Origin of the sequence: Mesotoga sp. B105.6.4 (assembly GCF_002896535.1) — a bacterium.
In the GTDB taxonomy this organism is placed as follows: Bacteria; Thermotogota; Thermotogae; order Petrotogales; family Kosmotogaceae; genus Mesotoga.
Map to the genome: position 1 here is coordinate 13,824 of NZ_JWIM01000002.1, position 15,723 is coordinate 29,546.

Annotated in this window: 14 protein-coding genes; 1 reads left to right on the forward strand and 13 read right to left on the reverse strand. The window is 47.1% G+C overall.

The annotated features are described in order from the left end of the window. Positions 1–742 precede the first annotated feature (742 nt). The 11 genes from RJ60_RS00585 to RJ60_RS00640 all read right to left on the reverse strand — a co-directional run bounded on the left by RJ60_RS00585 (position 743) and on the right by RJ60_RS00640 (position 12,266). Complete coding sequence (locus RJ60_RS00585; protein WP_103133785.1) at positions 743–1,939, reverse strand: MFS transporter; 1,197 nt, start codon at positions 1,937–1,939, stop codon at positions 743–745. Between the two features lie 268 nt (positions 1,940–2,207). Further along, the gene (locus RJ60_RS00590; protein ID WP_103133786.1) at positions 2,208–2,555 is read right to left on the reverse strand and encodes a type II toxin-antitoxin system PemK/MazF family toxin; all 348 of its coding nucleotides are present in this window, start codon (positions 2,553–2,555) and stop codon (positions 2,208–2,210) included. Then, positions 2,548–2,799 (reverse strand): hypothetical protein, encoded by a 252-nt coding sequence (locus RJ60_RS00595; protein ID WP_103133787.1) that lies wholly within the window; start codon positions 2,797–2,799, stop codon positions 2,548–2,550. Before RJ60_RS00595 ends, RJ60_RS00590 begins: the two co-directional genes overlap by 8 nt. Positions 2,800–3,108: 309 nt before the next feature. Further along, positions 3,109–4,779, reverse strand: a complete 1,671-nt coding sequence (locus tag RJ60_RS00600) for a hypothetical protein (RefSeq protein ID WP_102819408.1) — start codon at positions 4,777–4,779, stop codon at positions 3,109–3,111. Next, positions 4,736–5,494 (reverse strand): ABC transporter ATP-binding protein, encoded by a 759-nt coding sequence (locus tag RJ60_RS00605; protein WP_099830888.1) that lies wholly within the window; start codon positions 5,492–5,494, stop codon positions 4,736–4,738. The genes RJ60_RS00600 and RJ60_RS00605 overlap by 44 nt, the downstream gene beginning before the upstream one ends. 18 nt (positions 5,495–5,512) lie before the next feature. Further along, a complete protein-coding gene (locus RJ60_RS00610; RefSeq protein WP_099830889.1) occupies positions 5,513–6,385 on the reverse strand; it encodes an ABC transporter ATP-binding protein in 873 nt (290 codons plus the stop codon). Further along, positions 6,367–6,741, reverse strand: a complete 375-nt coding sequence (locus RJ60_RS00615) for a GntR family transcriptional regulator (RefSeq protein ID WP_099830890.1) — start codon at positions 6,739–6,741, stop codon at positions 6,367–6,369. Before RJ60_RS00615 ends, RJ60_RS00610 begins: the two co-directional genes overlap by 19 nt. A gap of 933 nt (positions 6,742–7,674) precedes the next feature. Further along, on the reverse strand, positions 7,675–9,288 hold the full coding sequence (locus tag RJ60_RS00625; protein ID WP_102819317.1) for a DUF3887 domain-containing protein: 1,614 nt from the start codon (positions 9,286–9,288) through the stop codon (positions 7,675–7,677). A gap of 651 nt (positions 9,289–9,939) precedes the next feature. Beyond that, positions 9,940–10,071, reverse strand: a complete 132-nt coding sequence (locus RJ60_RS15935) for a hypothetical protein (protein WP_258001922.1) — start codon at positions 10,069–10,071, stop codon at positions 9,940–9,942. Between the two features lie 580 nt (positions 10,072–10,651). Beyond that, positions 10,652–11,422 (reverse strand): ABC transporter permease subunit, encoded by a 771-nt coding sequence (locus RJ60_RS00635; protein ID WP_099830895.1) that lies wholly within the window; start codon positions 11,420–11,422, stop codon positions 10,652–10,654. Then, positions 11,412–12,266: an ABC transporter ATP-binding protein gene (locus RJ60_RS00640; RefSeq protein WP_099830896.1), complete on the reverse strand. Its 855-nt coding sequence runs from the start codon at positions 12,264–12,266 to the stop codon at positions 11,412–11,414. Before RJ60_RS00640 ends, RJ60_RS00635 begins: the two co-directional genes overlap by 11 nt. 195 nt (positions 12,267–12,461) lie before the next feature. Here RJ60_RS00640 and RJ60_RS00645 point away from each other — a divergent pair, with 195 nt between their 5' ends. Further along, positions 12,462–13,541: a choloylglycine hydrolase family protein gene (locus RJ60_RS00645; RefSeq protein WP_258006138.1), complete on the forward strand. Its 1,080-nt coding sequence runs from the start codon at positions 12,462–12,464 to the stop codon at positions 13,539–13,541. A gap of 910 nt (positions 13,542–14,451) precedes the next feature. Here RJ60_RS00645 and RJ60_RS00655 read toward each other — a convergent pair. Continuing rightward, the gene (locus RJ60_RS00655) at positions 14,452–14,823 is read right to left on the reverse strand and encodes a nucleotidyltransferase family protein (RefSeq protein ID WP_258006139.1); all 372 of its coding nucleotides are present in this window, start codon (positions 14,821–14,823) and stop codon (positions 14,452–14,454) included. Then, entirely contained in the window at positions 14,783–15,175 is a 393-nt protein-coding gene (locus RJ60_RS00660) for a HEPN domain-containing protein (RefSeq protein ID WP_103133790.1), read from the reverse strand. Before RJ60_RS00660 ends, RJ60_RS00655 begins: the two co-directional genes overlap by 41 nt. Between the last annotated feature and the right edge of the window lie 548 nt (positions 15,176–15,723).

The following is a 15,723-nucleotide window of genomic DNA, read 5'->3' on the forward strand; positions in this document are numbered from 1 at the left end:
TATGGAGAGAGTAGAGATGAGGGGAAAGCAAAGAGGCCAAGTAAGGATCTAGGATCTCCTGAAGCCTTGAAGAGCTCTTTAATCCCCTCTCGAGAGGGGTGTCGACGGCTTCATCGTCGACGGGGTGTGTTGAACACATCAAGAATAACCCTCATGTTCAGCATGACGGAATTAATAGCGTCTCGGATATGGTGAAAAAATGATTTAGTCTACAGTCATCCCTGAGCCTCCCTGAAAATCTCCTGTTCAGGGGCATTTCGGACCTGATCCGGAATCCAAAATTCATAAGCCTCCCGCTGAAATTGCCATTACTTTATGCTCTTGCTCTCTCACGCGATGTTGATTTCGGAGGACGGCGGACCGTTGACGACCATCTATCAATTCTCACACTCTCGCAGCGAAGCTCTCGACAATGCTCTTTCTCGCATGATGTTATCCAAGGACGTGTTCTGGTCCAAGGCGAAGAACCAAGGACGGCTCTTTACAGTAATCAGCGGGCCCTTATTCTTAAGCGGACACCGGCTGTATACACTTTCAGCTGCTCATTGCCCGACGAAGCCTGACTGGCTTCAATATCGCCTCCTGCCGAAGGCAGCATTGCGACCTGGCGTGATCTTCGCCAGCCTTGCGTCCACTGATGTTCTTCAGTGCAATGCGTCCCGCCGAAGGCGGCATTGCGTCTTGTTTCAATGAGAACTGACCTCTCCGAAGTCTGACTGGCCACCGAAGGTGACTGCCCATATCAGCTCGTTCTCTTCGAATCATAAAGCTCCAGAACTCTCGGTTCGTTCTTGAAATCCCTGTAGAAAAGGAAGATGATGAAGGCATTTGCCGCGTAGAAGGCAGTGCTAAGCAAGAATAACACGGTATAGCCGCTTATAGTAGTACCAACTATTAACCCGAAGATCATAGCGGCTACGGCCCGAACAGTATTGTTCAGAAAACCGTTGATTCCAGATACTGTTGATAGTTTTGAATCTGGAACGTATGAGAAGATTATTGACGTCATGATCGGGTTTGTTATGTTCATGAAGACGAACCTGAATGCGTATAGAATCGTGAATAGAATCGGCTCTCTGACGACTACTAGAGAGAGCATCAGTGGGATTACAAGCAACTGCATTGTCAGGTTGAATTTCAGTGCGCCGAAGCGTCTTCCTAATCTGTGGGATAGTGTCGATCCGGCGGCAGTCCCTAATTGTGCAATAGAAAGGGCGATACCTATACCTGTTGCCGACATGTTGAATAGGTCTTTGAATATCAAATTTCCGAAATGTATGAAGAGACCGGCTCCGAAGCCCACGGTTGCCGTGGATATGAAGTAGTATGCAAGCACCTTCCTCTGGTCGTTCTGAAGTCCCGAAAAGTTGAATAGTTCCTTGAGTCTGGATCTCGATTCCGTCATCTCAAGCTTTATGACAGGTATTATTGCAGGTAGATGGGCGACCATCGAGATTATCAAAGTCGTTTGAAGGCTGAAAAGATCTCCGAATGCCCCACCAATGAAATTGCCGATGACTCCGCTTGCCATGTTGATTCCGAAGTTCAGACCGAAGACCTTCGCTCTGTTTCCCGTCTTTGTTATGCTTGTCATTGTCGCCATGACTACGGTGAAGGCAGTAACTGTAAACCCGCCTTTGATAAACGATAGAACGATTATAAACGTCGGATCAACTACGAAAGCAAGCGCGATTCCAGATACGGGAACGACAATCGCAGAGAGAAAGAGAATCTTCTTCTTTCCGATAGAATCTGCGAGAACGGCTGTGAGCAGCCCTATGATCGCCGATCCCCATAACTGGGCAGAAGTCACGTTGCCTATGAGTTGATTTGAGAAACCGATTTCTCTCAGATACAGATTATAGACAACGCGGTACATTGAGATTGTTATAGTGGTGATGAATGTATAAGTCAGCAGTAATACGATTCTCTTTCTCAACAAAAAGCCCTTCTTTGTTTGATTTGCTTACTATATATTACCATTTTGGAAGGATTTTGTGGGATGATTAGGTTCGCCAGTCTCAAGAGTACAGCGGCAATTTGAGATGGCAGTTCTTGGTGGGATTCTCTTAGAGACAAAACGCTATCCAGATGCGCCAGAGTTTGCCAAAAAAATGGCAGCGAAAGCCACCCAGTCGCTAACAAATCGTCAATAGATATGGCTATACTAGGCTTCTGCTGAATCTAACGCCCGCTAATTCGGTTCATTAGATGTTGAGGAGAATCTTTATGCGATCCAGTACCTCCAAGACAACTTCTTCAGAGACCTGGCCGATCTTCTTCTCCAGTCTATTTCTTGAGATAGATCTTAAGTCCTCGGTCTTGATGTAGCTTGTTACGTCGAGACCTGTTTGCTTTCCAGAAATCTCAACGTGAAGTGGGATAGATTTGTTCTTTGACGTTAAGGGCACAACAATCACGAGTTCAGCAGGCCCATGATTGAACTGGTCGACCGAAATGACCAAACATGGCCTAAATCCAGATTGTTCTCTGCCTCTAGTCGGATTAAGGTTTGCCAACCATATTTCGCCTCTTGAAGGTAGCTCTCTATTCATGATCGCTCTGACCGTCGGAAAGTGTGCCTTCCCATTCTTCCCTCTCCACTAACTCACCTTTCCACAGATCGCCTTGTTCTTTCAGTTTTGCGAAGGCTTCATTTGTATCTTCGAGGAGCAACTCACGTCTGTATGACTCCACTGCTTTAGAGAGCATCTCCCCGATTGTTTTGCCACTGGCGGAGGCCATAGCCTTGAGTTTGGAATGAGTTTCGGAGGAGACTCTGACTACTTGTGTCTTCAAAATCGATCACCACCTAGTAAACTGATCAGTATACTATAACATAACACGATTTTTGGTAGAAAGCTCCGTTACGCTCGCACCGGCAATTGTTTTGTTGTAAACAAAGTACGCGAAAGCAGAGCGAAAAAGAAGACTGATTTTCGCCGAAGGCGCATTGCGTCTTATTTCAGCAGTGACTGGCTTTTTTCTCGTATTCTCTTGAGCGAAATGAACTCTCGAATTTGCTCTTTCTCGATTGATCTTATCGGAGGACGCCTCTTCAAAGCGTAAAGCGTTTCCTAACAAGCGGATCTTTCGGCTAGGCTCACTTTAAACGTCTCTTATCATCAGTCTATTTGGTTTCTTCAACAGCACAGGCCAGGAGATTACTATGCCCACAATTCCGATCAGGGCCAGCACGAGAGTCATGAGCATTCCTGAGATCGTATCCTTCAGCAGGAATGCAAGATACCCGAAGCCTCCAACGTAACCGAATACCACCGGAATTGAAAGCGCAACATTTACGTTTTGCTTCATGGCTCTTTGCGGATTCTCCCACCCGAGGATTGGCTTCACTGAGTCAATTATCATCTGAAGGATGTTCAGGAAGGTAAGCGTTATAGCCCCCACAACGAAGACAACTGTTGCTTCAACAAATGAGAGCCCCAGTATTACGCTCAGAGCTATTGCACCCGAGACCGGTCCTATGAAGCTCAAGGTCTGAACATGAACGAACTTGACCGTAACAATCTCCGATGTCTTGACAGGTAAGGCTTTAAGCTCATGGATTAGTTTTCCTTCTCTACTGAATATGGAGGAGGCGAGCCCGTTTATTCCTCCGGAGACTGCGGCTATCAATGCGCCGACCGGGACAAATAGCTCTCTGTACTGCTGAAATTGCTGGATCATCTGTCCGATCTCATCAGTTTGACCGGCCACGGCAGCGATTACAAGCAATATCGGAAGGATCACCACATTTCCGAATCCGTTGAAAGCGAAGGCAGGGACTTTGAGGAAGTACCACCATTCGCGTCTATGAAGTGCCGCGAACTTGCTGTTCTGAACTCCCATCAGGCCTGTAATTTCGCCTTCCTTAAGTGCGGTGCGTTTTGCAAAGTTTTCTTGCAGACTCGAGTAAACCGAGTAGTAGAACTTGTCACCGAAGAAGAGAAAGACTCCGAGAGCGGCCACGTGAAGCGCAATAAACGCAAGAAGCCACAACAATCCCTCAAAGAGGGGTCTGCTCAGGGCCTTTGTAACCAGTATCGTCGGAGGATACGCTCCGGCTGTTTTGTTCAGAATCGCATCCTCGCTCGAGAAGATCCTGGCAAATTCCTCGGCGCTCATATTTGGATCTACGCGGCTGGTGAAGGAGATGAAGATCAGCACTCCCACCAAAATAAGTGCACTCAAGAGATAAACCATATTATCTCTATGCCTTTTGAATCGAAATAGCCTTGAGAGAGGAAGGACGATTATTGCGGAAAGCATTATCGGCAACACCTGACTTAAAAGAAACACAATCACCATGAAGATCCAGTATCCGATTCCTGCCGAGGATCGCACGCCATACAGGATATATGCTGGAAGGATTATAGCAAGCGAGATCAACATAAGGTCCATCAAGACTACGAGGAACTTCGACATAAGTACTTCTGTCGATTTCAGGGGCAAAGGTATCAAAACGCGCATATCGTCGCCAAAGAAAAAGGTGCTTATCATGAGGAAGATCCCAAAGATGAATCCAAAGAGATTTGCAATCAGGAAAGGTCCTGACAGAAAGAGCGATCTCAGTCCGGATGCTTCATACTGATCGTACATCGTGTTGAGCAAACCTCCGTAAAGCGGTCCGAGAGTCAAGCCCATCAGGAGTATGACACCGATTATCAGGGCCGGTTCCCATAGCCTTTCCTTTCTCTTGAAGTGATATAGGGACCTGGGTATGTTGTAGTGAGAATTAATCAGCGTCGAGGTAAGAGAAATCACCATTTTCAGTCTCACTACCTGTCACCTCCAGGAAGAGTTCTTCCAGACTTCCCCTGCCGCTAAGCTTCCTCAGTTGATCAACGGTGCCAACGAATTCTAGCTTGCCCTTATTGATTATTCCTATCCTGTCACATATTTTCTCAGCTACTTCCATTACGTGAGTAGAGAAAAAGACCGTGTTTCCAGCCTTTACATGATTTCTCATCATCTGCTTGAGAATGAAGGCCGATTCTGGATCTAGACCGACTATTGGTTCATCAAGGATCCAGAGATCCGGATTGTGTATGAGGGCTGCAACAAGAGAGAGCTTCTGTCTCATTCCGTGAGAATAAGTGGAGACTGGGTCTTTCACGGCATCGGAGAGCTTGAAGTTTTGAAGCAGCTTCAAAGCCCTTTCTGCTCGCGTCTTCGGAGGAACCAGGAACACGTCGGAAATCATGTTTAGATATTGAACTCCCGTGATTTTCTCCATAACTAGCGGTTCGTCTGCAACGTAACCCATCTTCATCTTCGCTTCCACAGGTGAAGTTAGTACATCGATTTCGTCGATGTGTATGCTTCCGGATGTCGGCTGAAGCAGACCTACTATCATCTTTATGGTAGTGGTCTTACCGGCTCCGTTCGGTCCGAGAAAGCCAAATATCTCGCCTTCTTTGACAGTAAGGCTCACATCATCTACTGCCTTCACACTTCCACTATAAATCTTCGTAAGGTTTCTAATCTCGATCACGATCCTAACCTCCTGCGCTCAACGAGAATTTCTGTTTTCACTCCTGACCAGAATTTGAAAAAACTCCTCCAGGTCAGGAATCGAAATGGTTGCTTCATCTGTTTTGTAGAATCTCTCTGTTGCCTCTAAGTTTTCGACTATTATCGAAAGTCTGTTAAGTTCCTTTGCTGCCGCCAGACAGTCCGTACAACTGTCGAGTTCCTTTTTGTTAAAGGGCATCTTTACGATTCTGTACTTTTCTTTGATTCCGTCGAGATCACCGGAATACTTAACCTTCCCGTTTATCATAATAAAGAATTCGTCTGCGATTTTTTCGACTTCAGGGATTATATGGGACGTGTACAGTACAGTCTTTCCGGCAATCACCTTTTCTCTTATGAATTCGAGAGTGTCGTCTCGCATGATTGGATCGAGGCCCCATGTCGGTTCGTCCAATATGTAGAAATCTGCGTCGGTTGAAAGAGCTAATGAGATGTACATCGCTGTCTTCATGCCGTTTGAGAAGGTTCTAATTTTCTTTGTACAGGGAAGGTGGTAGTGTGCGATATACTTGCGCGCCTGGTTTTCATCGAATCTGCTCGAAATTCTGCGAATCAATTTGAGGGTTTCTTCTATGTTCAGATTCTCGTAGAGATTCTTCTCCTCAGGAACGAACGAGATCATTTCTCTGACCTCATCAACGGGTCTTCCAAGAACAAGTATCGATCCAGAGTAATTGATCAATCCTAATATAGATTTCAGAACTGTCGTTTTGCCGGCTCCATTTGGACCAAGCAGTGCGTAGATTCGTTGTTTTTCCAGCTTGACATCGATCCCGCAAACGGCCTCAACATTGCCCTTATAAGTCTTTTCAAGGTTCTGTATGTCCAGGGTTAATTCATTTCTTTCCATATCTTCTCAATCACCTCCAGGAGCCTTTCCAGAGAAATTCCCGATTTCTTCAAACGAAGGATGGGCTCCCTAAGCTCAGTAGATAGGCTTTCAAAGACAGAGTCTCTTACCTGATCTCTATCACTGATTACTATATACCCTAGTCCCTGTCTTGCCATAATCAAGCCTTCCATCTCGAGTTCTCTGTAGGCTCTGGCAACAGTGTTAGGATTAACCCTGATTTGAGAAGCCATTTCACGAATTGAGGGAAGAGGATCACCTTCCTTAAGTTTCTCCTTAAGGATCTCCTCTCTCACCCCCCTCTTGATTTGATCGTAGATCGGTAATGGGGATCTTATGTCGATGTCAAACCACACATTATCACCTTCCGTAATGCCTTTGTCTTGTAAGTGTTGCTTCAAGAAATGAAGAACCGTCCTTGGTCCTTCGTCCAAGACCATGAACCCGTCCTTCGAAAGAGCAGTTGCAAGTTGCCAGTTACAAGTTGCAAGCATAAGAACCGCTGTACGCTTAAGAGCAAGGACCCGCTGATCGCTGTAAAGAGCAGTCCTCGTCCTTCGTCCCAGATCATGAACCCGTCCTTCGAAAGAGCAGTTGTAAGTTGCCAGTTCCAAGTTGCAAGCATAAGATCCGCTGTACGCTTAAGAACAAGGACCCGCTGATCGCAGTGAAATACGGTTGACCGTTGACCGTTCAAGATCATGAACCCGTTCACCGATAAGATAAGTCAAGAATGAGCATGGTCGGAACCTTCGCTGCGCTCACGCGAAGGCGAGAGATTTGCAGCGACAAGGATCGAGATTCTGACCAAGAGCTTTGTCAGAATGACGAGCTGTGATGCTTTTCGAATCGCTTCCCCGCGAAGCGGGCATTGCGTCCGCCATGCTTTTCGGCGCCCTGCGTCTTGTTCCGCTCTTTCCAACCCGCTACCTGCAACTCCCGACAACGGTTTCTCATAAGCCCAGATCCTTAACAGGAGCGCTTCAGATGACGAGATGAGCTGGTTCTGATGAGATTGCTTCATTTTGCTTTCTTCTCCGTTTCTTCTTCTTCTTACAACTCACAACTTGCATCTTGGAACTGCTCTTCACAACGTACAGAGTTTTCTCCTAAGCAAAATTGGCTCTTTCCCCGCGAAGCGGGCACTGCTTCCTGGTGCGATCTTCGCCAGCATTGCGACCTGGCGTGATATTCGCCAGCCTTGCGTCCGCCGATTCTCTTCGGCGCGTTGCGTCTTATTCCGCTCTTCCCGACCCCCTACCTGCTACCCCTGAACACGTTTCTAAAAGTCACTCCAGCTCCTTAATCCATTCGACAATCAGGTCTATCAATTCAGCGGAGACATAACCCGGCCTGTTGTATTCTTCGATACTCTTGATCGTTCCGTCCGTTTCTATGAAGATATGATTGAGTCCTTCAAGCAATTCAAGTGTGACATTTGGACTTTCTCCAAGCTCCTCAGCGAAGATGTCGAAGTAGTGTTTGGGACTCTGAAAATCAAGCTCGGCATTTGCAATCAATACAGGGAGCTCCGTTTCCTCCAGTACCGGCATACAAAAATATCTGTCAAGGCTGTAGTAATAGCCTGCCGTAAGTCCGGGGGCAATCTCCGTTTCTTCCGGGATTTCTCCATTCAATAACTGAGTGAAGAACTCGATTGTCTGAGCTTTCTGTTCTTCCGTCATTTGGTCTCCAGCCAGATCGAGATTCTGATCCAGACTTATCTGAGCGAGTTTAACGGGAGAACCGGCAAGAACTATCACGCCATCGACTCCAGCCTCTTCAGCAATCCATGGAGCAACCATTCCGCCCATGGAGTGTCCGGCGAGGTAGATCCCGCTGAATAGGGGAATTGACTTCATCTGTTCGATGACGACCAGAGCGTCGTCTACGTATTCCGCTTCGGCAGTTGCTCCGATTTCGTCCGCTTTGTCCGGGTATACAAGGTATTTCTTTGGATATCTCAGTGTCGCAATTCCCCTGGATGCGAGTCCCGCAGCGATGTCTCTGTAAGGCTTGTTCGGGCCCAGAGTACCATCGATATCGTGTGTTCCCGATCCCTGCAAGATGATTACTAACGGATACGATTCCAGACCGTTAGGAACCATCAGTTTTGCCGGAAGATAATATGGTTCCTTGCCTACAGTGATGTCTTGTTCCGTGTAGGCTGATGGGTCGGCATATTCAGGCAACTCCCTTTCGGAATATGCTGACTGACGGAAATAGAAGCCTGCCACCTTCTCGTCGCTGTCGAGAGTGACAGTGATGTCGAAGATTCCATTTGCAAACCTGCATGCTAAAACAAAGGAGATCATACCGTCATTCGTTGATGAGTCCAGATTCAGAACTTCTTGGAATTCCCCGGCCACGCCAACAATATTTGCGTATGCGCCGCTTAGCGCTTCAGGAGTGAGACTTGCCTTCACCTGTTCATTCTGAAGCTCGAAGATATTCTCGAATTCTCCGGAGAAGAATCCCTTGAGATAGGTGTCAACTACTTCATTTCCTGTTTCAATCATTATGCTCTCCGTTTCAAGCTCTACGTAAGAAGATGGTCTTATGAAGAATCCCGCGACCTTTTTCTCGGCATCCAGAGTAATTATCACATCGAATACTCCCGCCTTGAATTCAGAGGCGAATATGTAGGACACAAGATCGCCCTGAGGTACTTCGCTGATATTTAGGATCTGGACGAAATCTCCAACCTGCATCTGCAGTTGCCCTCTGAGATTTCTCATTGCTGAAAGCGGCTGCGCCTTCTTCATCTCGACATTCTGCAGCTCATAAGCTTCGGGAAACTTCCCGTTGAAGAAACTGTCTAAGTACTGCTTCGCGATATCAATCGACGCGAAAGATAGAACGGATGCAATTAGAACCGCACTTACTAGAATCCTTTTGATCATTTTCCTTCCTCCTTAACAATTAGCAGTGTTACGATTACCTTCAAGAATCAAGATCTGTGTTCATCTTAAGAATTCGGGCCTCCAGCTCCAAATAACGGGCAGAAGATTCGATGGATGCTGGAAAGAACCGTCCTAGGATGAGATCAATATCAAGCTAGAGGGCAGAGGTGCGAGGGTAGAGGTATGAAGATCGAGATCAATATAATACCAGGAAACGCTGAACTTAGAAAGCTTCTTGCCTCTACTTTTTTTGCTACCTCTCGAGTGTAAATTTACGACCTCTTCCGCTCTCAATTCCGTATGATCGAAAATCAGTCCTTGGTCCTTCGTCCCAAATCATTTAGGCATAGACACTCCGCTTGAGCGGATCATCATTACCCACATCATATTCTCTGGATCTAATCATCTCGCGGCGTCTAATGAAGACCCTGGACACGGAGTGTCAACGATGAACCGCTCTTCTGTTCTTGATCTTAAATCCCCGCTCGAGCGGGGGGGACCGCTTGCGGTGGGGAGTGTGGATGAGATGACCCGCTTGAGGGGGACACTCTCCCAAAAGGGGAGTAAACAGCCTGGCCTCACAAGGTCTGTACTCACTTTCACCGCGCCATCTCTTGACCCTACCGCTCTTAAGATCGGTGGAGCGTGAAGCTAGAGAAAGGGCATTTTCGAGACGTTCGCTTCGCTCACGAGAGGACGAGAACTCCCTCTCTCCTGTTTCTCGTACTCTCTCCTCATCTCGTACTCTCGATGCTCTTCTTTGAAACAGACACCCTCCGCCACTTCGTGGCCCTCCTCCCTCAAGGGAGGACTTAAGATCAGGATCATCAGGAGCGAACCACAGTGTTTCCGCAAGTGCCAGTATATGAGTGCCGTTTACCTCCCTAACTTATGGGTAATGACGAGCTCTCGGCCCAACCGCATTGTTCGCTTCTTTTGTCTGTCATCCTGCAGTGACAACATTCAGATCTGCTTTTCTCGCTACTCAGGGCAGTCTCGAATGCCGCCTTTCTCGAAGCGAAGCTTAATCTCAAGTGCAAAGCGTCTTTTCGTTCTCTCGATACGGTTTCTCCATCTGACTGAGAAAGGCCAATCGTTGACGGCCAGAGATCCGCTTGTTAGGGAACGCTGCAAGCTGAGCACTTCAAAGAATCGGCCTCAGTGGGATTTTCGGAATTGCTTCCCCGCGAAGAGGGCATTGCGACCTGGCGTGATCTTCGCCAGCCTTGCGTCCGCCGATGCTCTTCGGCGCCTTGCGTCTTATTCCGCTCTTCCCGACCCCCTACCTGCTACCACCGACCACGGCCAGGCCCGCATTAGCGACATTCTCGCCATCATTTAGCCTTCCGAAAGTGGTCTGTTTTCACACTTCCTTCTTTTCAAAGACCTTGTAATCAGTTACGGTCAGTACAACTGTCGCTGCAAGCAATGAGACCAGATAGATCCAGTCAATAGTCCCCTTCTGTGCTATACTCGATCCCAGTATAAAAGGATATAGATTCAGCCAGGAGAGCGTATCAATCATTCCAAGTATGGGCAATCCTAGGACTATTACTACTCCGGCGACGACTGGTTTAACCTGATCTCTACTCATTATAGAAATCATCGTAAAAAGAGAGTAGAAGAATGTGACTCCGACCAGCTGCTGGAGCAGCACTTTCAGCGTATCGGCAAACACCGTGCTGTAACCGGCGAAATTCATTGCTACTGGACCGAGCAAAGACAAGACCGCCGTTATTGTCAGTACGGCTCCGAGCCCCGCAAGATACTTTGTCCAGAACACTTCGTTTCTGTTCTTTCTTGAAAGCAGGAAGTAGATCGTCTTCTTGTCGAATTCCTTTGCGAATATGGGGAAGGCAATCAGCAGAACGACGAAGGGGAGAAACTGCCCGTAGTTCTTTCCGTGCCACTGACTCAACAGATAGTAGTTGTCTTCATTAAGTCTCGAAAGACCTGAAACGTCTCCCATAAGATTCTTAAGAAAATCCGGCATATCTTCAAGTTGAGCGGTCATTTCTTCCATCATCTGCGCTGCATAAGGTCTGAGAGCAATAGTTGTAACCAATGAGATTAACAAGACGACGAACATGATTACTACTCTCAATTTCATTTCGTGGATTTCCTTATAGAACATGCTTATTCCCCCTTACAATTGTCCCGAAGAAGGATTCAAGACTAACCTCTTCTCTTCTAGATCCAGCTATCTCCTTCAGCTTCGCAATCTCTTTAGGGTTGTCGGTGAGAACTTTCAGCGCATCTGCTTCTTTGACGACGGCGATGAAGTCATTCTTATCTATTTCCGTTTTCAAAGGCAGAGAGTAAAGAGCAAACCTATCGTCCAATCCCTTCATTTCTCCTGAGTAGAGAATTTCGCCTTTGTACATTATCGAAAAGACATCGGCGATCTTCTCTACCTCGGGAATGATGTGAGAGGTGTAAAGTACTGTCTTTCCATTAAGGGATAGATTCTTTATCATCTCAAGAACTTCGTCTCTCCGGAGTGGATCAAGACCCCACGTGGGTTCGTCAAAGATGAAGATGTCAGCGTCCTGAGACATTGCAATTGCCAGATAAGTGGATGTCTTCATGCCGTGAGAGAAAGCAGATATCTTCTTATTCATAGGGAGATCAAAGTCCTTCATTTGTTTAGCAGCTTTATCTGCCGAAAAATTGCGCATGAGCATCGAACACATCTTAACTGCCTTTTCCGGAGTCAGGTTGTCATAGAAGCTTTTGTCTTCCGGAACAAATGAGATTCTCTCCCGGGCGACATCGATTTTCTCTCCAAGTATCGTTATCTCTCCGGAATAATGAACAAGACCAAGAATTGATTTTAGAGTTGTGGTCTTTCCCGCGCCGTTAGGACCCAAAAGAGCGTTGACCTTTCCGGGCACAAGCGAGAGGTCTATCCCTTTTACAGCCTCGAAATTCCCGTAGCTCTTCTTAAGGTTCTTAACTCTGATCGCTTCTTCTAACATTGAATTCACTCCTCACTGACTATCCTAACTGTACTATATCAACTAATACAGTTAGTTGTCAAGGGGGTGCTCTGAATCTCCTGCTTTTTCCAGTGATTCTAGAATGTAGAAGTCAAGAAGTGATCACAATGTATAATATTGCAGTCTTCAGAGAAACGAGAGATCAGGGAGCTGAAGACAGGGGGGATGTTTGCGATGAAGAGATTTCTAATGTGCGTTCTTTTATTAGTCTCGCTTACTGGTGCTTCGATCGGTTGCACAGGGTTCAGAGTGGTTTCGAGGGATGGTTCAATTATTGCTGCAAGGACTCTCGAGTTTGAATTTGATCTCGAAAGCAAAATCATGGTTGTACCTAGAGGTACTTTTATGACTGCGTTTACAACCGGCTGGGAGGGCCTGAGCTGGAATGTGAAGTACGGATACGTTGGGGCCAACGCCTTGGGCATGGATTTAGTTGCAGATGGAATAAACGAAGTTGGTTTGGCATGCGGCGCATTCTACTTCTCCGGTTGCGCAGGTTACCAGGAGCTACAAAGAGAGTTTTACAGAGAAACTCTCTCTCAGTTTGATCTGGTAGGTTGGATTCTTGGCAACTTCGCAACGGTAGATGAAGTGAAAACAGCGCTCGAAAATATCCGTGTGTACGGCCTTGCCATTATGGCCACGGAGTCTACTGTTATGCCACTTCACCACATTGTCTATGATGCAAAGGGAGGCTGTATTGTAATAGAGTACGTTGAAGGTGAACTGAACATTCATGAAAACCCTCTTGGAGTAATTACAAACAATCCCACATTCGACTGGCATCTTCAGAATCTCTCGAACTACGTAAACTTGACTCCGGTAAACATCAAGAGTTCTAAGTTAGGCGATTTTGAAATTAAGGCGACAGGAAATGGAACTGGATTGCTTGGGCTTCCTGGGGACAACACATCTCCAAGCCGATTTGTGAGGGCCGCCTTCTACTCTCACGGAGAAGTGAAGCCAGCCCATGCAAAAGAGGCGGTAACTTTGGCCTGGCACATCTTGAACGCTCTGGATATTCCTGAAGGTCTCGTAGTCAATGAAGAGCTGGGATGGGTAGTTACAAGAGACATTGCTTATTGGTCGGCAGTAAGGGACTTGACCAACAGAGTCTACTACTACAGGACATACGGTGATCTGAATATCAGAAAGGTAGAGCTTGATAGAATCGATTTTTCCAGCGGCAATATTCGTTTTCTGAAAATGAGTCACGAACAGAATTATATCGATGTGACCGACGAAATCAAATGAGAAAAGCAGTCGCAGGATATTAAGATGCTGCAAGCATAAGTTGGAACGAATACACGGGGAAAGGACTTTCGAGAGCTTCACCGAGAAGCCTCTCTCAACGCTTGAGAGAAGATGCTGAACGCTGATGAAAACCACGTTGATCGTCAACGGTCCACCGTCCCTCGCTCGAAAGAGCAGTTGCAAGTTGCTTATTCCAAGTTGCAAGCATAAGAACCGCTGTACGCTTAAGAGCTAGGACCCGCTGATCGCTGTAAAGAGCAGTCCTCGTCCTTCGTCCCAGATCATGAACCCGTCCTTCGAAAGAGCAGTTGCAAGTTGCTTATTCCAAGTTGCAAGCCCTAAAGTAAAGGAACGTCAAATGTCGTTATGCCGAAACTAGAGTCGCCCTCTGAGAAAAGCGGTTCTTCGTTCCGACGCTACGCGTCCAGGTTCTTGGTTCTTCGTCTAGGATTCCGTCATTCTGAGATGATCCTGCTCAGAATCCCGATCTTCACGTGAACAAAACGGCTCTTTTGCCCGCGAAGCGGAACTGGCCTCGCCGAAGGCGAGACTGGCCAGGCGAAGCCTGACTGGCCTGCGCCAGCAGACTGGCCACCGTAGGTGAATGAACCAACTCGGTTTGTCATCCTGACGTGCTCTTGGTCAGGGCGAAGGGATGAGGCGGATCAGAGGTAAGAGGAATGAGGCTAGAGGTAAGAAGATCAAGATCTCTTCGCTCTTCCGACCTCTTGCCTCTGACCTCAGGCTCTTCCCAAGTTCAAGGACGGGTCCATGATTCGGGACGGGCAACGAAGGACGGTTCTTAAGATCAAGATGCTGAAACAAGTTCAGCATGACGCATTGTCAACAAACAGGGGTTTCTAGCTTCCACCGAGAACACCGGTGAGATTGATTGAAACAATGATCCTTTCTATAGGTTCAATGAGTCATCTGTTTTGAAGATCCACTTAACTTCTTCTCTCAATCTTTTAATGAAGTGAGACGGTTCTTTGTTTAATTTATTCCACTCGGCCAAAGTGTAGATTAGAAGATCGACCGGAACCGGTAAAATCGACAAATCCCATTCCGTTCCCCGTTTTCCGAAAGGAGCTTTGGAGTCTTTCACTATAACAATCCCATCAAGGTCGCTTCCCACTCCATTATCGCCCCGAGCGTAGGAACCAAAGTAACCGATGCTGAGAACGTTGGAATTCCTCTTCAACTCGTCTGACCACTTAATAAGTGAATCAACCACGGTCACTTTACTTGGCCATTTCATTATTGACGAATTCAACGATCTCACCGGCGTATTCAATAGCCTCCTCGCTTTGCTTCCTTCCGAAATACTCAAAAGGCGAGCCTTCGGGATGACCATATGGATATCTCGCAGGTATGTAAGAATTGTCTAGGATTTTCGCCTTATCCAATAACTCATCGGGTAGCTCAATTCCTTCAGGAAGTTCCTGAATCAGCTTGCTTACCATGTGCCCCCACGCTTCCTGACCAAAAAAAAGATGGAGAGCCTTTATTGCCTTTTCAGCCGCTTGCTGTGCCGCAAAGCATGCCCACTCGTGCTTGCCATTAGCAGCAGACTCTCGAGCATGTTCAAGATCTCTTTCTGCTTGACGTAACCAATCCAGCGACCTATCAGGCATGGACATCCCTCCCAATCGTGATTATAGCACCTGCAACCAGTAAGAGGATATAACCTTCAGTAGCAAGTCGCACTTTGCTCTGCTAGTTCCGCTTCGTAGGGAAAGACCCGATGATCGTTGAAATACGGTTCACCGTTGACCGTCCAAGACCGAGAACCCGTTCATCGATAAGATCAGTCAAGAACGAGCATGGTCGAGACCTTCGCTGCGCTCACGAGAAGGCGAGAGATTTGCTGCGACAAGGATCGAGATTCTGAGCAAGAGCTTTGTCAGAATGACGAGCTGTGATGCTTTCGAATCGCTTCCCCGCGAAGCGGGCATTGCGACCTGGCGTGATCTTCGCCAGCCTTGCGTCCCGGCACGATCCATTGTCGGCATTGCGTCCGCCATGCTTTTCGGCGCCCTGCGTCTTGTTCCGCTCTTTCCAACCAACCCCGAACCTCGTTCGTTATTCTTGCAACATGCAACTCACAACTTGGAACTGGTTCTCAAACAAAAAGGAGAGTCAAAAAGACTCTCCTCTTGTATAACATCTGGGCGATACCTAC